The sequence below is a fragment of the Xanthobacter lutulentifluminis genome (genome assembly GCF_043194675.2).
In the GTDB taxonomy this organism is placed as follows: domain Bacteria; phylum Pseudomonadota; class Alphaproteobacteria; order Rhizobiales; family Xanthobacteraceae; genus Xanthobacter.
Window position 1 is genome coordinate 1,997,971 of record NZ_CM195525.1, and the last position, 20,665, is coordinate 2,018,635.

Consider the following 20,665-nt stretch of genomic DNA (forward strand, 5'->3'; position numbering starts at 1 on the left):
CCGCTTCCGCGCCCAACAGAGCGGACCTGCGTCAGCCCAATCAGTCCTCGGTGAAGGGCTGCCAGTCGTCAATGAGACGATGAACCGGCGAGAAGTCCGTGTACCGCGCATGCAGGCGCGCGGAGAGGTCGGGGTCACCCGCTTCACTAACGGCCGCGATCACATCCTCCAGGGCAATCGCCATGAAGGATACCCCGTCAGGCCGACGGTCGAGCATGGAGCGGTAAAGTTCCACGGCATACCAAGCTTCCCGGTTGGCGGCAGGTGCGATCGTGACGAACAGGCCATGGGCACCCTGCCCCCACTGCTCCCGGATCAGAGCGGCCAGAAGATGCTCGGCGGTGAGTTGGGCGAGGTGACCGGTAAAAAGGCTCGGCGCCTCAGGATCGAGATGAAGAGCGCAGGCACGGGTGAGTTCCCGATACCGGGCAGACCCGCTCCGTCCCGGCTGTCGCATATCCTCGGAATACTTGACCTCGATGGCGATGAAGGCGGGCCGACCGTCCGGGCCGGTACCGCTCACGAAGAGGTCGAAGGCGGTGTAGTCACCGAGATAGCGCGGGTCACCACGCCCCGGCGAGTGCTCGAAGGCCAGCTTCTCCACCTTCGCGAAGAAGCCGGGGAAGAGGCGCTCGAAGAGGCGATGGCGGCGTTCCTCATCCACCAGGCACAGTGCGAACAGGTTGAAGGTGAGCGGCTGGCTCGACAGGAGATTCTCCCACAGGCGCGGCTCATCGATGAGGGCGCCGTATTCTCGATAGGCTACGGCACGGCGCGCCAGCCGGGCGATGTCCGGCGTCAGGAAATTACGGCCCTGTTTGGCATCCACTTCGCTGAGACGACTTCCGAGAACACGCTGACTGCCACTCCGGGATCGATGCAGCCCCGGCTTCATTCCGCGCATTTCACGCCAAGTCGACTGGAGCAAGCGCGCGCAGCATGCAAATCGTGTGTCGCCAGGCTCGTCCACATGAAACCGACGTAAAATATCTCTAGGAACCACGGGCAAGGTCGCGTTAACTTGCCCATAACTATCTGATATATCGCCCATTTTGTCACCATTTTCACGTCCGGTGACATAAATTCCCGCGAGAGTGCGGCGATTTAACACACCTCCAATTCAACGTGTTTCGGGGTGCAAAACGCTATATTAGAGGCCGGCTTTTTCCGGCGCCTTCTCTAGTTACCTCTGAGGCGCTTGATGACGACCTATCTTCCCCGCTCCCTTCTATCCGTCAGGACGATAACTCTGCCGCCTGGCTTCGACTGGCAATGGTTGTGTGAACAGCCGGCCATTCCGTTGATGCCTGTGGCCCAGCTCGCCGAAGCCAATGACCCCCCTGCCCGATCGCGCGAAGGTAGCCGCTACATTCGGCGCTATCAGGTATTTGATCTGTATGATGCGATCTGCTTCGCAAACTATAAGGGCTCCATTCTTAATATAGAGCTGACTATTTCCTGGAAGTTGGCTGGCATATCATCGCCTACAGACGTGAATCGGGCTTACAACGTGCTTATGGACCGATTTCGGAAATTCATGGTCCAGAGACGTTATCCAGCTTACTATTATGCTGTTTTTGAGAACGACCGTAAGATTGGCTATCACAATCATATCGGGCTTCATGTTCCAGACAGCCTCCAAGCTGCCTTCCGGCGCTGGATTAAGAACATCGAGCTAGAAATCGTGCAGGGCACGACTACAGGTCGGCTGTTTCACATCAGGCTCCACAAGCAAAGCAACGTCAAGAGCCAGTGGCAATGGTTCAAGTATTGTGTGAAGGGGCTAGATCCATCGCTGACGAAGCGCGATAAGCAATTCGGTAAGCCAGACGCCAATTCGCTCGCTGGCGTTTGGCGACGGGAAACCGGATACGTTGAGCTTCAACGTGTCCGGATCGCGCGATCACTCGGACATAAGGCCCGCAGGGACGCGAGCTACACGCCAAAGCATTCTATTACCAACATTAGCGAGCCAAACCGCTATAGCGACTGGGAGTTTGAGAGGGGCCGAGTGGATAGGGGGGAAGTTATCGTCCAACTGAGCGACGACTGAGGGGTGAGCACACGTCTGGGAGCACTCCATTTTCCGGCGTTGGATAATGGAGTGCTCCATTTCCCGAGCAACAGAGGCGCGCGACAAAGAATTGTATGAAAACAATGAGTTAAATGGCACATTTTGGCTGTGCGCGATTTTTTGAGCCCGCCCCTACCGACTGGGAAGGAAACAGACGGCTCAGGAGGGCCTCCAGGCCACGGTCCTGCTCGGGCAAGCCGCCATCACGAACAATGGTCCCCCGGCCGGGGTAGAAATTCCACTGGTCAATCTTGAGCTGGTACAGGGTCTTGCGCTCGAACGTGATCCCGAGGCTGTTGAGGCGGTCGATGGCCTGCACCATTTTGGGCGGGTCATCGGGGAGTGGGGCATCAGTTTGGATGGTGGTCTTAGGCATGGTTTTCTCCTTTAGCCCGCTCCTGCTCAGCATTGGGCCTAGGGGGGCATTGGTGCTGGGGGCTAGAGGGAGTGCTGGTGGTCATGCAGATGTTGGTGGGTGGATGGTGGGTGGATGGTGGGTGGATGGTGGGTGGATCGATCGGTGATCGAAGGGGGGTATCGCGATATTGTGCGCGAGGTGCAGCCTGAACACCAATGACCTGCGTCGCGTTTGATTTTCCGGACCCATTCGTCGAGCGCGAACGAAAAGAGCCGCTACCGAACGTAGTCGGCAGCGGCTCTATCAAGCGGACCCTCGCGTTTTTCCGTTCAGGGTTTGATAACGCCCGCGAGCGCCGGCGGTATATAAGGATTGAGTGGGAACTTGACCTCAGACCGACTGCGCCCCAGCAGCGCAAGCAAGGCGTCGAGTCCCCTCTCGGGTTCAGGCTCGCCATCACCGACCACAATCAATCCGGCGCGAAAATAATAGGTTATGTTACCGATCTTGGCCCATTCGAGATTGACGAAAGTGTATTCAATTTTTAAACCCCTCATGTATTGATCAAATTCGTATCCGGGCGATGTCAGATGGTCCGTTGGAGAACCGACATACTCATAGTATTCTTTTGGTGGTTTGGTCATTATTTATCCATCTCCGCTCTTGAACTGTGTCCAATATTCGATCGCCGCTCCATCAGCCCGCCCCATCCGACAGCCCACTAAGCCAGTCCCGAGCTGCATCCATGGTGACCAGAGTGCGGCGGCCGACCTTCTTGATCTTCAGCTGTCCGGATTCGATTTCCTTGTAGGCTAGTGACCGGCCAATCCCGGCCCACTTACAAAACTGCAGAATTGAGAAGGCGCCATGCCCGTTTTCTTCTGCCATATTCAGCCTCCATTTGAAGTTTGCTCTGGCGATATAGAGGCGGCTTCGCGCATGACTCATCGCGGTCGCGATTTTTTTGCTGGGGCTTCGAAGCAACTGGGCGGAGCCTCTACGCGGAGGCTTGGCCGTCGGGCTAAAGCAGGCCGTCGGGGGCCGGCCGGAGCTGCGGCAGCATTGGCCGTCACCCGATAACGGCATCCAGACAATCATCTCGTAGGGTCCTGGATAGGCGCTGGGAACACAGCGCGTCCGCCAAGGCTGAGTGCGGGTGCTCGCATTCGCCATCCCTCGACCGCTCGGCAAGGGCCGGACGAACATCGACAAGATCGCCGTCCACGGCTCCGCTTGGCGCCCGTCGCCTCCTGCATCCGGATTTGACGTAGCGGCGTGGTAGCGCTCGACCGCGATCTGCCTGGAGCGGACGGCGGCGATTTGCCGAGGTTCGTGTCCGGTGGATGGGGGGAAGCATGCGGGCGCGTATCCATCGCGGGACGAAGCAGATCGGCGGCTCCGTGATCGAGCTGGAAGCGCAGGGGCAACGCCTCCTGCTCGACTGCGGCTTGCCTCTGGATGGCGATGCCAATGATGAAGCCATGCTTCCGCCTGTACCCGGCTTCTCGGAGCCGGACCCGTCGCTGCTCGGCGTCGTGATCTCCCATGGTCATCGCGACCATTGGGGATTGCTCGGGCGGGCTCATGCAGGGTTGCCTATCTTCCTGGGCGCCGCTACCGAACGTGTTCTGAACGCCTCCGCCTTCTTCATTCGCGACCTGCCGGCCATCGCGGCGGCCGGACACCTCGCGGATGGCCAGCCGCTGTGTATCGGCCCGTTCACACTCACGCCGCATCTGGTCGACCACTCAGCGTTCGATGCCTATGCGCTGACAGTAGAAGCGGGTGGGCGGCGCCTCTTCTATTCGGGCGACATCCGCAGCCACGGCCGCAAGGGCGCGCTATTCGAGCGGCTGGTGAGCCGGCCGCCCGGGGGCATCGACGTGATGCTGATGGAGGGATCGAGCCTCGGACGGCTGGATGAAGATGCGCGCTTTCCCACCGAGACCGAGATCGAGGCCGCTCTGACGGACGTTATCCGCCGCACGCCCGGCATGGCATTGATAGCCGCATCGGCCCAGAACATCGACCGGGTGGTCTCCATCTTCCGCGCGGCGAAGCGCAGCGGGCGCACGCTGGTGGTCGATCTCTATGCCGCCGAGATGCTGCACGCGACGGGCAGGGACAGCATTCCCCAGACGTCCTGGCCGGAGGTGGCCTTGTTCACCCCGTGGCACCAGCGGGTCAAGGTGAAGAAGGCCGAGCGCTTCGACCTGATCGAGCGGCACAAGAGCGGTCGCCTTTATCCGGAAGACCTTGCTGCGCATCCTGAGCGATACGTGCTGCTGTTCCGGGCAAGCCTGCTCGACGATCTGGTGAAAGCCGGATGCCTTTCGGGCGCCCATGCCATCTGGTCGCAATGGGCCGGCTATCTGAAGGATGAGAAGACCGCCGCGCTTCTCGCGATGCTGAAGGCGCACGGCGTCGGCTTCGAGGTCATCCATACGTCGGGCCACGCCTCCATCCCCGATCTGAAGCGGCTCGCCGCGGCCATCTCGCCGCGCGCCCTCGTGCCGATCCACACCTTCGAGGCGGACCGGTTTCCATCCTTGTTCGAGAACGTCGTCGTGCGGCACGACGGTGAATGGTGGGAGGTCTGAATGGCTGGGTTCAAGCGTGGCATCCGCAAGAGCGGCATGATCGAGGCCCTTGCGGAGCTTGCGACCAAGGATAGCTGGTGGCGGGATGTCCTCCACGACAAGAGCCTCGTCATCGGCGTGCGGGACGACTATCTCAACGTCTACTGGCGCGGCCAGTCCATCTTCAAGGTGGAGATGAAGCACGACCGCATCGTCGCCACGACCCATCCGAAGTACCTTCTCGATCCTGACCTTTCCGGCCAGATCGCGCTGGACGGCGAGACCGGCGCTTTCGCTGTGGATGACCTCGATGCCCACACCCGCACCTATGTGCCGGGGGAGACACTGGGCAAGCTCAAGCGGGCTGCGAGCCTGTTCGCAGGGGACGAGAAGGAAGGCGTGCAGGCCATCGTCAATGCCAACCCTCATGTGGTGGATGTGGAGATCGCCTTCCCCGCCGAGGCCGGCAGCCACAGCGTGCCACGTATCGACATCGCGACGTTCAACGAAACGGGCGATGGCGTGAAACTGGTGTTCTGGGAGGCCAAAGTCCTGGGCAATACGGAGCTGCGCGCGTCGGGCGAAAAGAATGTGGTTCGGCAGATCGAGAATTACAGGACCGTCCTGACCGCCCAGGCCCCGAACGTGATCGACTCCTACGGCGTGATCGCCCGCAACCTCGCTGCTATTGAAACGATGAGCGGCGGCGTGCGTTCTATCGCGCCGGCCGTCCGCAGGGTGGTTGATGGGGCGGCACTAACGCTGTCGTCGCCGCCCGACGTGCGCCTGATCGTCTACGGGTTCGACAAGGACCAGCGCGATGGTGCATGGAAGAAATTGCTGACGGATAATGCCGAGCATTTCAAAGACATCGAGATCCTGGCCCGCGGCAATCCAGGAGACATCAGGTTGTAGTCTGCCTCGGCAGCTTTCGCCCCTGCTGCAAAATTCGCAAGGACGCCGGCTGCTACCCTGCCGACAAGCTCGGCCTAACCGAACACGATGGCTCACGCGTCCCCTGCTACAGGGCTCCCGTGAGCTACACCCCATGGCCCTCACGCGAGGCCGTCTGTTGACAGAACCGGCCGGTGAAAGCGCCCTCTTTCCAATGTGATGGAGAGCGCTCAACCGGCTGGAACAGTGAGATGTGCCGGGGCGGGCGGGACGTCAGGGACGCCCCTTCACCTTGAACTTCGCGCCGCTGTAATGGGCGTCGAAGGCGAACGTGGTCTTGTCCGCAGGCAGGGCGAAGTGGGCCAGTAGATGGGCCTTGAAGGGGGCGCCGGCAAGCTGCCGGTCGATATAGACCGTAAAGCGGTCGTCTCGCACGTTGTAGACCACGCGACCACGCGGCCAATCCTCGTATTCTCCGATAACCTTGAGTCGGCGTTGCAGGGTCGGCCAGAACTCATAGTGGGCCGTGGGCTCGGTCTTGAAGTCTCCGTAGTCCTCCGCCTCCTGCCACGGCGTCTTGCAGGAGGCGAGTTCCGGCCGGCCGCCACGCATGACGAACCAGAAGATGCCCACGCACGCCGCTGAAGGCTCAGCCCCGTTCTCCCGCACCTCATCCGGGGCTTGGGCGGGCTCGGTCACATGTGCCGTCATGGTCTGGCCTCCTTGCTTCAGCGGTAGTTGTCGGCCTTCGGGCTGTGCTGAGGCACGGCGCACAGGCGGTAGAGGATGGGGTCGCCGGTCGCCGATATCAGGCCGCCCTTTCTCAGCTGGACAGCGAGGGTGCCGAGATAAAGCGGGGCAATCTCGAACTTGATGCTTCCCCGTTCTCCCTCGGCTTCGCAATCGGTGTCTATCTCGTAGAAATAGCCCTGCGCGGAGATGCGGCGGAAGCGGCAGTGGGTCTCGTAGAGATGGATCTCGGACTTGGTGATGAGCATCCGGTCCTTGCTGTCCGGGTCATCGCAGCCACCGTCCTGCCCCGATGAATAGAGCCCCGGCTGGATCGGCTCCAGCTGTCGGTTCAGGGCGTAGCCCGGGCTCGGCCACAAAAAGAAGGCCGCGTTCGTGAGCAATATCGAGGCCAGAAGCCCCATTAGAAAGACCATACGGCGCATGACGCGCTCCCCTTGATCGTGAACTCAGCTGGATCGGAGACCGGACCAGAGCCGATCAGGGTTGGCCCGGCTCCATTGGCGCCGCGCCCATCAGCCCCCTCAGCCGCTCCGGCTTCATCACCTTCACCATATTCACGTAAGGGGTCAGGAATTGTGCGAGCTCCGTGAAACCTCCAGCCTCGAAGGTGACGCGCAGGCTGCCGTCCGCCAGCATTTCCATCCGCTGATCGGGATGCAGGGACTGGTCCCTGAACTCCGGTGCAATCGACGGGTCAAACACCAGTTCGATGGGCTCCGGCTCTTCCTGAAAGAAGCCGAATGAGCGTTCCGCATAGGCGCGCAGGCTGAAGCCCTCAGGGCGGCTCGCCCGCTCCTCCAGTTCAGCAACGGCGTCGATGCGGTCCAGCCGGAGCTGGTGGGGCTGGTCGTTATCGGGAAAGCCCACCACCAGATAGTGGGACCGCCCGAAGATCAGCCCATAGGGGACAGCCCGATAGCTCCGCGATGTTTCGTCCCCGACCTTTCGATACCGGATTTCGAGCAACCCGGCGGCCAGGATGGCATGCCGGATCGCCTTCAGGACCTCGGGCTTGCAGAGCTGTGCCGGCCCCGGTGTATGAGCCCAGACCTCGGTTTCCAGATGCAGTTCGACGTCCGCCTCAAGGCGACGGCGGTCTGCCGCGCGCAGGCCGGCGCTGATCTTCCGGGAGAGGCTGTCCAACAAGCTCGCCCGCGCCGGGTCCCGCGCCTGCATGGCTTGGGCGAGGTTCCGCAACTCCGCCAATTCCTCGGCCGTGGGCGTGGCGATGAACTGAACCCCCTTGGGCAGATTTGAAAGCCGGAAGCGGACGATCTTGCCGTCGTGGACGCGCTCCAAAGGGCCGAACATATCGGCGACGAGATTGCGCATGCGCTCCGCCGTGCTTCGGGATACGCCGTGCCGAGCGCTGATCTCTTCCAGACTGAGGCCGGTGGATGAAGCGGCCAGATCCAATGCGAGTTCAAGCGACGCCCGTACCTTGTCGAAACGCATGACGTAAGCCCGCAATTATCCGGTGACCGCCACAGGAGCAAGGCACCACCCAGCGATGCAACCTATTGGCGAAGCATGAGCCCGGCAATGCGAGATTCTATCTGAAATCTCGATTATCTGAAAAGCCGATTATTTCGGCGTCCGCTTCCTCCTGCGGATGCCGGAATTGCCGCGCGACCTTCGTCAGCCCCGTTACGCCAAACTGCGCGAACTCATGATTGAGGCGCGCAAGGCGGCTGGGCTGTCACAGGCGGCGGTCGCGGCAAAACTCGGCCGGCCGCAGTCCTACATCGCAGACATCGAACGCAACGAACGGCGCATCGACGTCATCGAGTATCTAGCACTCTCCGAGGCCATTGGGTTCGACGCAATCGGCATTCTGGAGCAAGTTCGCGCAGAGCCGGGCGAGTGACGAAGAGAGGTGGTCCTTCGTTCCGGCCACCAAGCGTCACCCCTTCTTCGCTGCCAACTCCTTCACATTGCTCTCCGGCACGATGCCCAGCTTCGGAAAGGCGGCTCGGATGGTGTCAGCCACATAGGACGGCGCGAGGTGGGCGTAGTGCTTCTCGGTGATGCGCGTGTCCGCATGCCCGAGTTGCGCGGCGATCACACCCATGGGTACCCCGGCCATGGCCAAAGTGCTGGCATGGGTGTGGCGGAGCACATGAAAGCCGATGGCCGGCACGATCTTCGCCGCAGCGCAGGCCTCCGCCAGCGGCCGTGTCTGCTGCGCCGGCTTCCAGGGCCCGCCGTCGTTGCGCGCGAAAACCAGCGCACTCCCGTCCAGGCCATGGATCAGGCTGCGGAACAGCGCCGTGGCTTCGTCGGTCAGGACGATGTGACGGGGCTTGCCCCCTTTCGCCTCCCGCACTGCGACCGTGCGAGCATCAAGATCAATGTCCACAACCTTCAGGCGGGCCAGCTCGCTGTACCGCGCACCAGTCAGCAGTGCCCCGCGCACCAACGAACGAAGTGGCTCCGCGCAGGCGTTCACCAGCCGCGTGCATTCGGCGGGCTTCAGATAGCGGATCACCGGCGCGTCCACCGCCGCGAAGGGCTTCACTGCGCGCCACGCTTCGTCACTGCTGATGTGCCGTTCGTGCCAAGCGTGGTTCAGGGCAGCCTTCAACACTGTGAGAATGCGATTGGCGGTGGCGCGTCGCGAGCGCACCGCATCCGTGTCGTTATGATCCACCTCCCGTGTGGCCCGTTCCTTGGCGGTGTTTTTGGTGCGGACCATCCTGGGGGCGGTGGCGATGCTCCGATGCCAATCCCGGATGCGGCGCGTGGTCAGCTTCGCCAGTTCCACACCGCCGAGCGATGGACGGATGTGGATCTCGATGACCCGGCGGGTGGCATATTCCGATCGGCCGCCCTTGCCCACATAATGGGCGATGTAGTCGTCGCAGGCGTCGCCCACGGTGTAGGGACCCGCGCTGGCGGAGAGCCCAAGCGCACGGCGCTCCTCTTCCTGGTACCAGGTGCGGGCCACTGCCTGGGCCTGGCTGAAGGACAGATGCGCCGCGCCATCCGCATCCTGCACGTCGTCCGTCGAGCCGAGCGCATGCTCCGTGTAGCGCTTGCGCTCACCGTCCCATCGCCGGGCCAGCCAGCTGCCGCCGCTCTTCTTTCGCCGGTAGCCGAGAGCGAGCCCGCCATCAAGCTGCTTCCAATAGGGCTCGCCCCGGACGGCAAGTCGTGCTCGCGCGGTGCGGGTTTCGAGGGCTGTATCTCGGACGGTGCGGGCCATGGGAAGAATGGGAAGATTTTGGGGAGTAAGCGGAGACGAACGTCAGCGGATTCCCGCGAACGGATACGGCTTAACATATTGTGATTAAGCAATCCATCGGGATCCACCTTAGTCCGCAGATGCCCATGATTTCTCCCTCTCACGGCGAAAACAGGGGTTCGAGTCCCCTTGGGAGCGCCATTCTTTTCAATGGCCTAGCGCGAAACTTCTCCCTGATTGACGTTCCGTACGGAAAAAATACGGAAAAGCCGTCAATGTCCCGGTGCGTCCGGAGGCGTTCGCGAACTGACGAGATCACGCTGTACCCGGGTTCCGCCGGTTCCAGCTCGTCCGATACAGATGGAGACACGACACGGGCGGCGTGATGGTTCGTATGGCTTCGGGGTGTTGCGCGAAGTTGCTGATGACAAACGCACTTTCCCCTTTTACCGTCCCATCCGGTCGGTTGGCGCTGGCTGCGTGGCCAAAGCAGCTTATTGCCGACCGCTCAGTTTCAACTCGTCCGGATTCTGACTATGCGTTTCGCGGCCGAAGACCTGCTGTCCGCCCTTCTCGAAGCGGTACCTCGCCCGACCATTCAGGCGCCGCGTGATGCGCGCGGTCTTTATGGCCTCGTCGATCACCTTGGCGAGCTCCGTTACATCGGCTCGACCAGCTCGCCCGATCAAACGTTTTACGAGCGCATCCACCAGCGCCACCGGACCGGTTCGGAAGGCATGAGCCATTACTTTTCGCAGATGTACAATGCCGGCCGGATGTGGCGAGATCGCAAGGATGCGCTGACCAAGGCCGATGGTGACATCGCAAAGGCACTGCGCAACGAATTCGTCGTCGATCACTGCCGTGCTGTCTGGCTCCCCCTGCCTGACCTTGCGGATATCGGACGGCTGGAGGCAGAGGTGCTTGCCCTCGCGCCCGATCACGCGATTGCCTGGAACCGGCGCCGAATGCAGTCTTACGAAGAACCCGCCGATCTAGTCGAAGCCACGTTGTACCGCCTTGGGTGGGGCGCCCACGAACTGGACGCCATCGAACGGCAACGCCTTCGCTTCCTAACCTCGAAGGCCTGTCCCGTAGCGGCAACGGCACCGAAGACCGCACCCATCCGGCAGACCCGTGTCACACCCTTTCCCAAGGGCCCGTTCCGTTTCTTCGCGCTGGACGTCGAGACGGCGAACAACGACCGCGGCAGTATTTGCCAGATCGGCGTTGCTTGTGTGCGTCCTGACAATTCCATCGAGACCTGGGTGACTTATGTCGATCCGCAGGTGGATCGCTGGGTCTTCACCTACCTGCACGGGATCAACGCCCGCACTGTTCTGGGTGCCCCAACTTTTGCCGAGGCGCTGGCTGTCCTTCGCGATGCGCTGTCAGGGGCGACCGTCTATCAGCACTCGGGTTTTGATCGCAGTGCGGTTGCCGCCGCTTGTGGAAACAACGGCTTGCCTATCCCGCCGTGGGATTGGCGCGACAGCGTTCACGTCGCACGCACCGCTTGGCCCGAATTGCGGAGTAACGGCGGCCACGGCCTGGCCAGGCTCAAGCAGTATCTTGGCCTAATGTTCGATCATCACGATGCCGGCGAGGATGCTCGTGCAGCAGCTGAAGTCGTCCTCCACGCCGAGGGCGCTCAACCCGTTCGCGCGCAAGATCCGGCTAGTCATAGCCTGGTCGAAAGCGTGAGCGATGAGACCTGCAAACTGATCGACGCCACCGACGATTTGGCGGGAGTGCCTGAGCCCGCAGCTGCTGCGATGCCATTGGCCCCGATCTCGCATGGGCGAACTGGTTACCACATTGGTACAACTGAAATCACTCAAGGCAACATCGACAACAGCCACATCTATCTTCGGGGATTCTTCGAGAAGTTCCCGGCCGACGCAATCGGTGGGTCGAACCGCGCATCGGCAGCATCGCGTGAAATTGCCGTCGACTGGGGTGGAGGCACGGCTGTGATGACCGATCTCGATGGCACCAAAAGGTTCTTCCGCAAGCGCGGGTGGATCCGCGAATTCTTCGAACGACATGGCGTTCGTGCGGGGGATACGGTGACGGTTGAGGAGATAGCTCCATACAGCTATCGCGTTGCACCTCGGAGGCGTTCCCTGTGATAGGTCGGCAAATGGGGGGCTTGTCCCCATCAATGGAAGCTGGAGACGCGATGCTTCTTTGCGTCGTATATTTCATTGAACTTGAAGGGTAAATAAATCAGATTTTATCTACCTTGGCGCTTTCTGCACCCTTCTGTGTTAGGCATCGCGGACGGTTTGCAGCCCGACCTCAATGCCTCTCTCCACCAACCAATTGCGCGCGATCGAGATCGCCACAGCATACCTCTCGCCTGCTTCGATTAAGGCCCTCCCAGCGCGAGAGGGCGTAGCGGATCGCCTCAGCGAGCTTGGTCTTCTGGCTGATCAACACCAGCTTCGCCTGCCGCCATGGCTCGAGGGCATTCGACTGGCTTGAGATGACGGATCAGGCGTAGCAGCCTTGCCGGCTTCCGCTTGGCGCTTCTCGCCGTGCCCGATACCGGGCAGGGCGCGGTGGTGATGACCAATGGCGCCGACGGCGAGGCCATCGTCGATGCGCTGCTCGACGCCCTCGCCGCCCGTTTCGGCTGGCCGGCGCGCGCGCCCTGGCCGGAGTGAGGGGACGGCCCGTGCCGTCCCCTTCGCGCCTGAACTTCCGCGCCTGAGCTTAGGCGCCGGGCCCGCAGGCGGGATCAGGCCGCCTCGGCGTAGCGGGCGAGGGAGAGGTCCTCGCTGTCAATCTCCGGCGTGCGGCCGCCGATGATGTCGGCGAGCACGCGGCCGGAGCCGCAGGCCATGGTCCATCCCAGCGTGCCGTGGCCGGTGTTGGTGTAGAGGTTGGCGAAGCGGGTCGGGCCGACGATGGGCGTGCCGTCCGGCGTCATGGGGCGCAGGCCGGTCCAGAAGGTCGCCTGGGAGAGGTCGCCGCCGGCGGGGAACAGGTCGCCGACGGAATGGGCCAGCGTCTCCCGGCGCGGCGCGCGCAGGGTGAGGTCGAAGCCCGCCAGCTCCGCCGTTCCGCCCACGCGGATGCGCTCGCCGAGGCGCGTGATGGCCACCTTGTAGGTCTCGTCCATCACCGTGGAGCGGGGCGCGGCGTCCGGATCGACGATGGGCAAGGTGAGGGAATAGCCCTTCACCGGATACACCGGCAGGCGGATGCCGAGCGGCGCCACGAGGGCCGGCGTGTAGCTGCCCATGGCCGCCACATAGACGTCGGCCTCCAGCACCTCGCCCCCCGCCAGAGCGACGCCGGTGACACGTCCGCCCTCGTGGCGCAGGCTCTCCACGCTCACGCCATGGCGGAAGGTGACGCCCATGCCGGCGCAGATGGCGGCGAGGCGCTGGGTGAAGAGATGGGCGTCGCCGGTCTCGTCGCCGGGCAGGCGCAGGCCGCCCACGAACTTGCTCCGCACCCGCGCCAGCGCCGGCTCGGCGCGGATGCAGCCGGCCGGGTCGAGCAGCTCGTAGCGCACCTTGTACTGGTCGAGCACCTCGGTATCGGCGTGGACATGGTCCAGCTGCTTCTGGGTGCGAAACAATTGCAGCGTGCCGAGCGTGCGCTCGTCATAGGTGATACCGGTCTCGGTGCGCAGGGCGTCGAGCGCGTCACGGCTGTATTCGGCGAGGCGCACCATGCGCGCCTTGTTGCGGCGGTAGGCCTCCTCGGTGCAGTTGGCGAGCATGCGCGCCAGCCAGAAGTAAAGGCGCGAATCAAGGCTCGGCCACACCACCAGCGGACGGTGGTGCATCAGCAGCCATTTCACCGCCTTCACCGGGATGCCGGGGCCGGCCCAGGGCGCCGAATAGCCCGGGGACACCTGTCCCGCGTTGGCGAACGAGGTCTCCATCCCGGCCGCCGGCTGGCGGTCGATCACCGTGACCTCGTGTCCGGCCTTCGACAGGTAATAGGCGGAAGCGGTTCCAACAACGCCGCTGCCGAGTACGAGAATGCGCATGATTGACGATCCTCTGAGGCGACGACCCTCCGGCGACCGATTCCCCCCGGCGCGCCCCCCGTTTCCGCCCGAGGACGGTCCCCCGGCGGGTCGGCTCGCACGCATTCTACGCCGCTTGCGGACGTATTGCCGAGCTTCACAGCAAATTTCATGCCCCCCTTCCTTGGTCGCAGTCCGGACCGGGTCAGGCGGCGTGCGGCCGGGGATGGCGCATGCGCCGGTGCGCGGGCGCGGACCCGAACTCCGGATCTTCGCGGCGCCCGCGGCCCGCGTGATCCGCGTTGGGCTCAGCGATGGAACAATCGACGCGGAGTGACCATTCCTGCGGCAAAGCGTGCGACCGGCGACCACCAATACGGGCAGTCGCGATCTCAAGCCGACCCCGCTCGCGAGCGGACGCCTGCGCCGGATTCACCTGACCGCAAAGGCGGCCCCGTCATCGTGGACGGAATCGCCGGCCTGCCTGACGCTGAACACACCGGTGCGCGCGTGGCGGATCATCGCCCGTGCGGCTCGGTGCCGGACAGACCCTGGACCATGGATGCGCGGGCGGCATCTCCGACGCCGCCGAGGCGGGCGCCGACATGGAGGCGATCCGGTTCGCCGCCGGTCATTCGCGGAGTTCCACGACGGTGCGATCCGTGCGGGGGGACCATCGGGACAAGCCGGAAGGGTGCCGAGCCTCGGTAGGCTCGTCGCAACACGCGCAAAGCAACCATGGGAAATGTGATCGGCGACGCGGGGAACGCACGGCTCCGCGGCAGACCGGCAAGCTCTCGTCACGGCTCGCGAAATTGGAGCGGGCGATGGGAATCGAACCCACGACATACAGCTTGGGAAGCTGTCGTTCTACCACTGAACTACGCCCGCGCGCCGGGCGACCATAATCGCACGGGCCGGCCGGCATCAAGGGCCATGGCGGAAATACCCACCGCGTTGCGACGTCCCGGCGAGGCTCCTATGGTCGGGTGAGCTTCATTCTCCGCGACCGGCCGCCCCGCACGGGGCTCGCGCCGCAAGGACCCGCCCGCAGGACCCGCCCCGTCATGTCCGTGCACCACACGTCTCCCGGCGCCTTCAAGGCCGTGTTCCAGAGCTTCGACGACCTCGCCGACGGCGCCGCCGGCCCCGCCCGGCTGGGCGCGCTGCGGGCGGAGCTGGCGCGGCATGGCTTCGATGGCTACGTGGTGCCGCGCGCCGACGCCCACCAGAACGAATACGTGCCCCCCCGCGAGGAGCGGCTCGCGTTCCTCACCGGCTTCACCGGCTCGGCCGGCACCTGCGTGGTGCTGCCGGGCGCGGCCGCGCTGTTCGTGGACGGGCGCTACACCCTGCAGGCGCCCGCGCAGGTGGATGAAGCGGCCTTCACCGTCGTGCCCCTGTCGCAGATGCGGCCGGAGCAGTGGATCGAGGCCAACCTGCCGCGCGGGGCGCGCCTCGCCTACGACCCCTGGCGCACCACGCTCGACGCGCGCGACCGCCTCGCCAAGGCGGTGGGGGCGGCCGGCGGCATCCTTGCGCCGCTGGAGGCGGACCCGTTCGATGCCATCTGGCCCGATCGGCCCGCCCCGCCCCGCGCGCCGGTGCGGCTGCTGGACCTCTCCGTCGCCGGCGAGGACACCGCCGCCAAGCTGCGGCGGGTACAGGAGAAGCTCGCCGAGGCGAAGCTCGACGGGGCACTGATCTCCGATCCGCACGGCGCCGCGTGGCTGTTCAACATGCGCGGTGGCGACGTGGCGCACACGCCGCTGCCGCTCGCCTGGTGCATCGTGCCGCGCGAGGGCGAGCCGGACCTCTTCCTCGAGCCCATGAAGCTGTCGCACGAGGTGCGCGCCGCGCTCGCCGGCCACGCCCGGCTGCACGGCACCGGCGACCTCGACCGCATGCTCTCCGCCTTCGCCAAGGGGCGGCGCGTGCGCATCGATCAGGCAACTGCGCCGGTACGGCTCGCCGGGCTGATCGAGGCGGCAGGCGGCACCGTGGACAAGGGCGCGGACGCCATCGCCCTGCTCAAGGCGTCGAAGAACCCGGCGGAGATCGCCGGCATGCGCGCCGCCCATGTGCGGGACGGGGTGGCGCTGTGCCGCTTCCTCGCCTGGTTCGACCGGGAGGCACCGCGCGGCCACCTCACGGAGATCGAGGCGGTGGAGGCGCTGGAGACCTTCCGCCGCCGGTCCGGCAACCTCACGGACATCTCCTTCCCCACCATCGCCGGAGCGGGGGAGAACGGCGCCATCGTGCATTACCGCGTGACGCGCCGGACCAATCGGGCGATCCGGCCCGGCGAGTTGTTCCTGATCGATTCCGGCGCCCAGTATCCGGACGGCACCACCGACATCACCCGCACGCTGGCCGTGGGCGTGCCCACGCTGCAGATGCGCCGGCACTACACGCTGGTGCTGAAGGGGCATCTGGCCCTCACCCGCGCCGTGTTCCCGCAGGGCATCACCGGCGCCCAGCTCGATCCTTTGGCACGGCAGTTCCTGTGGGCGGCGGGGCTCGATTTCGACCACGGCACCGGCCACGGCGTGGGCGCGGGCCTCTCGGTCCACGAGGGGCCGGCGCGCATCTCCCAGCTGGGGCATCTGGCGCTCGGCGCGGGGATGATCCTCTCCAACGAGCCCGGCTTCTACCGCACCGGGGCCTACGGCATCCGCATCGAGAACCTGATCCTGGTGGAGCCGCGCGCGGTGGAGGAGGCGCTCAAGCCCTGCCTCGGCTTCGAGACGCTGACCCTCGTGCCCTATGACCGGCGGCTGATCGATCTCGACCTGCTCGACTCCACCGAGCGGGAGCAGGTGGATGCCTATCACCGGCAGGTGGCGGCCACCGTCGGCGCCGAGCTGGAAGCGGACGCGCGGGACTGGCTCGCCGCGGCCACGGCTCCGCTCTGAGGCGGCTGGGCGCGGCGCGGGGGCCGGCAGCGCAAGCCCTGCGGCAGGAACCGGCCGCAGGGCGGCGCGTTGACCGGAGCGAGAGGCGGAGGCGCCGCCTCACCGAACGGGAGGCCGCCCATGTCCACGATCCTCATCATCATCCTGGTGCTGCTGCTGGTCGGCGCGCTGCCGACGTGGGGCTACAGCTCGGGATGGGGCTACGGGCCCGGCGGCATCGTGGGCGTGCTGCTCATCGTCGTCATCGTCCTGGCGCTGACAGGACGATTGTGAGGGCCGTCCTGGCGCTGACAGGACGGCTGTGAAGGCCATCCTGGCGCTGACGGGACGGTTGTGAACGCGGTCCCGTTGCGCTGACCGGCCGGGCTTCAGCGTCCGGCGACACCGGAAGCGGGGGAAACAGCGCGCGCCCGGCGCAGGTCGCCGGGCGCGCTGGCCCTCAGGCCACCTTCTCGATGACGCGGCCGAGCTTGTCCACCAGCTCGCCCACCTGGTCCTTGGAGATGATGAGCGGCGGCGTCACCACCAGCGTGTCGCCGGAGGTGCGCATCATCAGCCCCTCCTCGTGGAACGCCCGCTCCAGCGCCTGGTAGCCGCGCAGGCCCGGGGTTCCGTCCTTCGGCGCGAGGTCCACCGCGCCGGTGATGCCCACGGTGCGGATGTCGAGCACGTTGGGCTTGTCCTTCAGGCTCATGATGGCGTCGGCAAAGAAGGGCTCGAGCGCCTTGGCATGGGTGAAGATGTATTCCCGGGCGTAGAGGTCGAGGGTCGCGAGGCCGGCGGCGCAGGCCAGCGGATGGGCCGAGTAGGTGTAGCCGTGGAACAGCTCCACCACGTGGTCCGGCCCCTTCATGAAGGCGTCGTGGATGTGCTTGCGCACCAGCACGCCGCCCATGGGCACGGCGCCGGCGGTGACGCCCTTGGCGAAGGTGATCATGTCCGGCACCACGCCGTAGCGCTCGGCGGCGAAGGCGTGGCCGAGACGGCCGAAGCCGGTGATGACCTCGTCGAAGATCAGCAGGATGCCGTACTTGTCGCAGATCTCGCGCAGGCGCTTGAGATAGCCCTTCGGCGCCGGCAGCACGCCGGTGGAGCCGCCCATGGGCTCCACGATCACCGCGGCGATGGTGGAGGCGTCGTGCAGGCCGACGATGCGCTCCAGCTCGTCGGCGAAGTGCGCGCCATATTCCGGCTCGCCCTTGGTGAACGCCTGCTCCTTGCGGTCGTAGGTGGCCGGCAGGTGGTCGACGCCGGTCAGCAGGGTGCCGAAGTTGCGGCGGTTGGCGACCATGCCGCCCACCGAGATGCCGCCGAAGCCGACGCCGTGATAACCACGCTCGCGACCGATCAGACGGGTACGGGTGCCGGAACCGATGGTCTGCTGGTAGGCGAGCGCGATCTTGAGCGCGGTATCCACCGCCTCCGATCCCGAGTTGCAGAAGAACACATGATCGAGATCGCCGGGGGCAAGGTCGGCGATGCGGCTGGCGAGGCGGAACGCCTGCGGGTGGCCGTACTGGAAGGTGGGGCCGAAATCGAGCTCGGTGGCGGCGGTGCGGATCGCCTCGACGATGGGCTCGCGATTGTGACCGGGGTTCACGCACCACAGGCCGGCGCAGCCATCGAGGATCGCGCGGCCTTCCGGCGTGTAATAATACATGTCCTTGGCGCGGGAGACGAGCCGCGGCCGCTTCTTGAACGAACGGTTGGAGGTGAACGGCATCCAGAAGGCGTCCAGATCGTTCGGGACAACGCCAGCGCCTTCGGTAACCAAATCATCCAGAGCCATGATGGAACCTCTCCCACGGGCCGCCGGCGCCTTCCGGCTGCCATTCTTCGGCCGCGTCGGTGGGGAAGCTAGCAGCGTGTGCGAGCGCTGGGAACACCGCCTCCGGGAGGCTCCTCCCTTGCGCGCGCATGGCTTCTGAACCACAAAGATCGTGACTGAGCGTAAGGATGGTATTTTGGTAGAGAAGACCGCAGGCGCGAGCGACGAGGACGTGCTCACCGACCTCGTCGCGCCGGCCCCAGCGGAGGCCGCTCCGCCGGGGGATGCGGACGCGCGTGCGCCAGCCGAGGACGAGATCCGCGCGGCGCTGGATCGCGTGCTCGCCGCGCCGGACTTCACTACTTCCCTGCGCCTCGCCGCCTTCCTGCGCTATGTGGTGGAGGCCACGCTCGACGGCCGTGCCGAGGAGATCAAGGGCTACACCATCGCCGTGGAGGCGCTGGGCCGCCCGCCGTCCTTCGATCCCCAGTCCGATCCCATCGTGCGGGTGGAGGCGACGCGCCTGCGCCGGGCGCTGGAGCGCTATTACGCCACCACCGGCACCGACGATCCCCTGCTCATCGACATTCCCAAGGGCGGCTACGTGCCCCGCTTCCTGCGCCGGGCCGAAGCCGGGCCGGAGGCGGCGCCCGGCGCCGAGCCGCCCGAGCCGGCGGCACCGCCCGCGACCACGCCCGCGGCGCCTCGCCCGCGCGGCGGGGGCTGGCGCAGCCGGGCCGGCATGGCCGGCGCAGCCCTGGCGCTGATCCTCGTCGCCGGCACGGCTCTCGTCGCCCCGCGCATCGGCGCGCTGCGCCCGGGCGGCGAGGGGGCCGCGTCCGACGCCATCCGCCTGCCGATCGTGGAGGTGCGCCCGTTCGAGGCCTCCGGCGATGGCGCCCCGCCCGCCGCCGAGCTGCGCGCCATCGAGGAGCAGATGCGCGATGCCTTCGCCCGCTTCGACTTCGTCGAGGTGAAGGCGGCCGGCTCCCGCGCGCCCGAATCGGCCGTGGCCGACGCCTGCAGCGGGCCGCAGTCGCGCTCGGTCTTCTCCCTGTCGGGGCTGGCGGAGGGCAGGCCGGACGGCACCTTCTCGCTGGTGGCCCGCCTGACCGACCGCTGCGACAGCTCCATCGTCTGGTCCGCCACCCTCGACGGCCTCGCCCAGGGCAGCGCCCTTGCGGAGAGCGAGCGGCGCGTGGTGCACGACACCGCAGTGGCGGTGATGGAGCCCTACGGCATCATCCCGGTGCGGGCGCGGGCCCGGGCGCTGGCCAAGGCGCCGGAATCCGGCTTCGGCTGCATGGCCCAGGCCCACAGCTACCTGCGCGACAATGCCGGGCCGCGCCTGCCCCAGGTGCTGGCCTGCCTCGCCGAGCTGACCCGGCGCGACCCGGACTTCGCGCTCGGCCATGCGGTGCGCGCCTCCACGCAGCTGTACGCCACCATCCACGACGACACGCCGCTGCCCACCCTCGCCGAGCTGGAGGAGGTGCTGGACGGGGCCGAGCGCTCGGCCGAGCTCGCGCCGGCCAGCGCCTATGCCGCCCGCACGCTGGCGCTGGTGCAGCTCTATGCCGGCGAGACCGAGGATGCTCTCGTCACCGCCGAGAAGGCGCTCCGGCTCAACCCGCTCGATTACGACGTCGCCGCATCGATCGCGACCGTGCTGATCGGCGCGGGACGGGTGGAGGAGGGCGAGGCCCTGCTGCACCGGGCCCGCCGCGAGGGCGCGGTGCGCACCGGCCGGCAGGATGCCTTCCTGGCCGTCGCCGCCTTCATGCGCGACGACCTGCCCTCGGCCCAGGCGCTGGTGCCGCAGCTGACGCTCCATTCCGCCATCGAGGGCAAGCTCGCCCTCGCCCTGTCGCTCCACGCCCTCGGCCGCACCAGCGAGGAGCGCGAGGTGGTGGCCGGCCTCGTGCGCCGCATGCCGGACGGCGAGCAGGGCGTGCGCCGGCTGGTGCACGCCCTGCTTCCGGCCGACCCGCTGGCGGCCAAGGCCCTCGCCGCGCTAGAATCCGCCGGACTCTCGCGTGAGGCGGTAGCGGCCAAGCCGCCGCGCGGGTAAAATACAAATCCGTGTGCAGCCATAAGGGTTTCGTTTACCCGGGTGCGCGAGATTCGCTCCCGGCGTGTTTCCCTCCTTCCG

19 protein-coding genes and 1 tRNA gene are annotated in these 20,665 nt (G+C 65.6%); 9 read left to right on the forward strand and 11 right to left on the reverse strand.

The window, feature by feature from the left end:
* Nucleotides 1-40: 40 nt before the first annotated feature.
* Nucleotides 41-1,051: a PGN_0703 family putative restriction endonuclease gene (locus V5F49_RS09030; RefSeq protein ID WP_394118107.1), complete on the reverse strand. Its 1,011-nt coding sequence runs from the start codon at nt 1,049-1,051 to the stop codon at nt 41-43.
* A 150-nt stretch (nt 1,052-1,201) separates the two neighbouring features.
* Here V5F49_RS09030 and V5F49_RS09035 point away from each other — a divergent pair, with 150 nt between their 5' ends.
* A complete protein-coding gene (locus tag V5F49_RS09035; protein ID WP_394118108.1) occupies nt 1,202-2,053 on the forward strand; it encodes a hypothetical protein in 852 nt (283 codons plus the stop codon).
* 109 nt (nt 2,054-2,162) lie between these two features.
* On the opposite strand, the gene V5F49_RS09040 is transcribed toward V5F49_RS09035, so the two are convergent.
* From V5F49_RS09040 to V5F49_RS09050, 3 genes are all read right to left on the reverse strand, one after another.
* Nucleotides 2,163-2,450: a hypothetical protein gene (locus V5F49_RS09040; RefSeq protein ID WP_394118109.1), complete on the reverse strand. Its 288-nt coding sequence runs from the start codon at nt 2,448-2,450 to the stop codon at nt 2,163-2,165.
* Nucleotides 2,451-2,761: 311 nt separating this feature from the next.
* Nucleotides 2,762-3,076 (reverse strand): hypothetical protein, encoded by a 315-nt coding sequence (locus V5F49_RS09045; protein WP_394118110.1) that lies wholly within the window; start codon nt 3,074-3,076, stop codon nt 2,762-2,764.
* A 52-nt stretch (nt 3,077-3,128) separates the two neighbouring features.
* Nucleotides 3,129-3,320, reverse strand: coding sequence for a DNA-binding protein (locus V5F49_RS09050; protein ID WP_229646290.1), 192 nt, complete (start codon nt 3,318-3,320; stop codon nt 3,129-3,131).
* Between the two features lie 467 nt (nt 3,321-3,787).
* Here V5F49_RS09050 and V5F49_RS09055 point away from each other — a divergent pair, with 467 nt between their 5' ends.
* Both V5F49_RS09055 and V5F49_RS09060 read left to right on the forward strand, forming a co-directional pair.
* Entirely contained in the window at nt 3,788-5,032 is a 1,245-nt protein-coding gene (locus tag V5F49_RS09055; protein ID WP_394118111.1) for an MBL fold metallo-hydrolase, read from the forward strand.
* Nucleotides 5,033-5,926 (forward strand): hypothetical protein, encoded by an 894-nt coding sequence (locus tag V5F49_RS09060; protein ID WP_394118112.1) that lies wholly within the window; start codon nt 5,033-5,035, stop codon nt 5,924-5,926.
* A 252-nt stretch (nt 5,927-6,178) separates the two neighbouring features.
* On the opposite strand, the gene V5F49_RS09065 is transcribed toward V5F49_RS09060, so the two are convergent.
* The 3 genes from V5F49_RS09065 to V5F49_RS09075 are packed head-to-tail and all read right to left on the reverse strand — an operon-like array spanning nt 6,179 to nt 8,113.
* Nucleotides 6,179-6,616, reverse strand: coding sequence for a hypothetical protein (locus V5F49_RS09065; protein ID WP_394118113.1), 438 nt, complete (start codon nt 6,614-6,616; stop codon nt 6,179-6,181).
* Nucleotides 6,617-6,633: 17 nt separating this feature from the next.
* On the reverse strand, nt 6,634-7,080 hold the full coding sequence (locus V5F49_RS09070; protein ID WP_394118114.1) for a hypothetical protein: 447 nt from the start codon (nt 7,078-7,080) through the stop codon (nt 6,634-6,636).
* A gap of 55 nt (nt 7,081-7,135) precedes the next feature.
* Nucleotides 7,136-8,113, reverse strand: a complete 978-nt coding sequence (locus tag V5F49_RS09075) for a helix-turn-helix transcriptional regulator (protein ID WP_394106461.1) — start codon at nt 8,111-8,113, stop codon at nt 7,136-7,138.
* Nucleotides 8,114-8,279: 166 nt separating this feature from the next.
* On the opposite strand from V5F49_RS09075, the gene V5F49_RS09080 reads away from it, so the two are divergent.
* Nucleotides 8,280-8,525 (forward strand): helix-turn-helix domain-containing protein, encoded by a 246-nt coding sequence (locus V5F49_RS09080; protein WP_394118115.1) that lies wholly within the window; start codon nt 8,280-8,282, stop codon nt 8,523-8,525.
* Nucleotides 8,526-8,561: 36 nt separating this feature from the next.
* Here the strand turns inward: V5F49_RS09080 and V5F49_RS09085 are convergent, their stop codons facing one another.
* Nucleotides 8,562-9,863, reverse strand: coding sequence for a tyrosine-type recombinase/integrase (locus V5F49_RS09085; protein WP_394118116.1), 1,302 nt, complete (start codon nt 9,861-9,863; stop codon nt 8,562-8,564).
* A gap of 515 nt (nt 9,864-10,378) precedes the next feature.
* Here V5F49_RS09085 and V5F49_RS09090 point away from each other — a divergent pair.
* Together V5F49_RS09090 and V5F49_RS09095 are read left to right on the forward strand one after the other, a co-directional pair.
* Entirely contained in the window at nt 10,379-11,974 is a 1,596-nt protein-coding gene (locus tag V5F49_RS09090; protein WP_394118117.1) for an exonuclease domain-containing protein, read from the forward strand.
* Between the two features lie 393 nt (nt 11,975-12,367).
* Nucleotides 12,368-12,511, forward strand: a complete 144-nt coding sequence (locus tag V5F49_RS09095) for a hypothetical protein (RefSeq protein ID WP_394118118.1) — start codon at nt 12,368-12,370, stop codon at nt 12,509-12,511.
* Between the two features lie 74 nt (nt 12,512-12,585).
* On the opposite strand, the gene V5F49_RS09100 is transcribed toward V5F49_RS09095, so the two are convergent.
* Entirely contained in the window at nt 12,586-13,851 is a 1,266-nt protein-coding gene (locus tag V5F49_RS09100) for a D-amino acid dehydrogenase (RefSeq protein ID WP_394118119.1), read from the reverse strand.
* Between the two features lie 795 nt (nt 13,852-14,646).
* A tRNA-Gly gene (locus V5F49_RS09105) sits at nt 14,647-14,721 on the reverse strand.
* 176 nt (nt 14,722-14,897) lie between these two features.
* Here V5F49_RS09105 and V5F49_RS09110 point away from each other — a divergent pair.
* Nucleotides 14,898-16,745: an aminopeptidase P family protein gene (locus V5F49_RS09110; protein WP_394118120.1), complete on the forward strand. Its 1,848-nt coding sequence runs from the start codon at nt 14,898-14,900 to the stop codon at nt 16,743-16,745.
* Between the two features lie 120 nt (nt 16,746-16,865).
* A complete protein-coding gene (locus V5F49_RS09115; RefSeq protein ID WP_394118121.1) occupies nt 16,866-17,018 on the forward strand; it encodes a DUF3309 family protein in 153 nt (50 codons plus the stop codon).
* A gap of 166 nt (nt 17,019-17,184) precedes the next feature.
* Here V5F49_RS09115 and aptA read toward each other — a convergent pair whose 3' ends face one another.
* A complete protein-coding gene (gene aptA / locus V5F49_RS09120) occupies nt 17,185-18,534 on the reverse strand; it encodes an omega-aminotransferase AptA (RefSeq protein ID WP_394118122.1) in 1,350 nt (449 codons plus the stop codon).
* A gap of 151 nt (nt 18,535-18,685) precedes the next feature.
* Here aptA and V5F49_RS09125 point away from each other — a divergent pair, with 151 nt between their 5' ends.
* Nucleotides 18,686-20,584 (forward strand): tetratricopeptide repeat protein, encoded by a 1,899-nt coding sequence (locus V5F49_RS09125; protein WP_509210765.1) that lies wholly within the window; start codon nt 18,686-18,688, stop codon nt 20,582-20,584.
* The last annotated feature ends 81 nt before the right edge of the window (nt 20,585-20,665 follow it).

Coding starts and splice junctions, on each gene's coding strand:
- V5F49_RS09030 (WP_394118107.1), bottom strand. CDS start 1,051: ATGGGCGATATATCAGATAGTTATGGGCAAGTTAACGCGACCTTGCCC.
- V5F49_RS09035 (WP_394118108.1), top strand. CDS start 1,202: ATGACGACCTATCTTCCCCGCTCCCTTCTATCCGTCAGGACGATAACT.
- V5F49_RS09040 (WP_394118109.1), bottom strand. CDS start 2,450: ATGCCTAAGACCACCATCCAAACTGATGCCCCACTCCCCGATGACCCG.
- V5F49_RS09045 (WP_394118110.1), bottom strand. CDS start 3,076: ATGACCAAACCACCAAAAGAATACTATGAGTATGTCGGTTCTCCAACG.
- V5F49_RS09050 (WP_229646290.1), bottom strand. CDS start 3,320: ATGGCAGAAGAAAACGGGCATGGCGCCTTCTCAATTCTGCAGTTTTGT.
- V5F49_RS09055 (WP_394118111.1), top strand. CDS start 3,788: ATGCGGGCGCGTATCCATCGCGGGACGAAGCAGATCGGCGGCTCCGTG.
- V5F49_RS09060 (WP_394118112.1), top strand. CDS start 5,033: ATGGCTGGGTTCAAGCGTGGCATCCGCAAGAGCGGCATGATCGAGGCC.
- V5F49_RS09065 (WP_394118113.1), bottom strand. CDS start 6,616: ATGACGGCACATGTGACCGAGCCCGCCCAAGCCCCGGATGAGGTGCGG.
- V5F49_RS09070 (WP_394118114.1), bottom strand. CDS start 7,080: ATGCGCCGTATGGTCTTTCTAATGGGGCTTCTGGCCTCGATATTGCTC.
- V5F49_RS09075 (WP_394106461.1), bottom strand. CDS start 8,113: ATGCGTTTCGACAAGGTACGGGCGTCGCTTGAACTCGCATTGGATCTG.
- V5F49_RS09085 (WP_394118116.1), bottom strand. CDS start 9,863: ATGGCCCGCACCGTCCGAGATACAGCCCTCGAAACCCGCACCGCGCGA.
- V5F49_RS09090 (WP_394118117.1), top strand. CDS start 10,379: ATGCGTTTCGCGGCCGAAGACCTGCTGTCCGCCCTTCTCGAAGCGGTA.
- V5F49_RS09100 (WP_394118119.1), bottom strand. CDS start 13,851: ATGCGCATTCTCGTACTCGGCAGCGGCGTTGTTGGAACCGCTTCCGCC.
- V5F49_RS09110 (WP_394118120.1), top strand. CDS start 14,898: ATGTCCGTGCACCACACGTCTCCCGGCGCCTTCAAGGCCGTGTTCCAG.
- V5F49_RS09115 (WP_394118121.1), top strand. CDS start 16,866: ATGTCCACGATCCTCATCATCATCCTGGTGCTGCTGCTGGTCGGCGCG.
- aptA (WP_394118122.1), bottom strand. CDS start 18,534: ATGGCTCTGGATGATTTGGTTACCGAAGGCGCTGGCGTTGTCCCGAAC.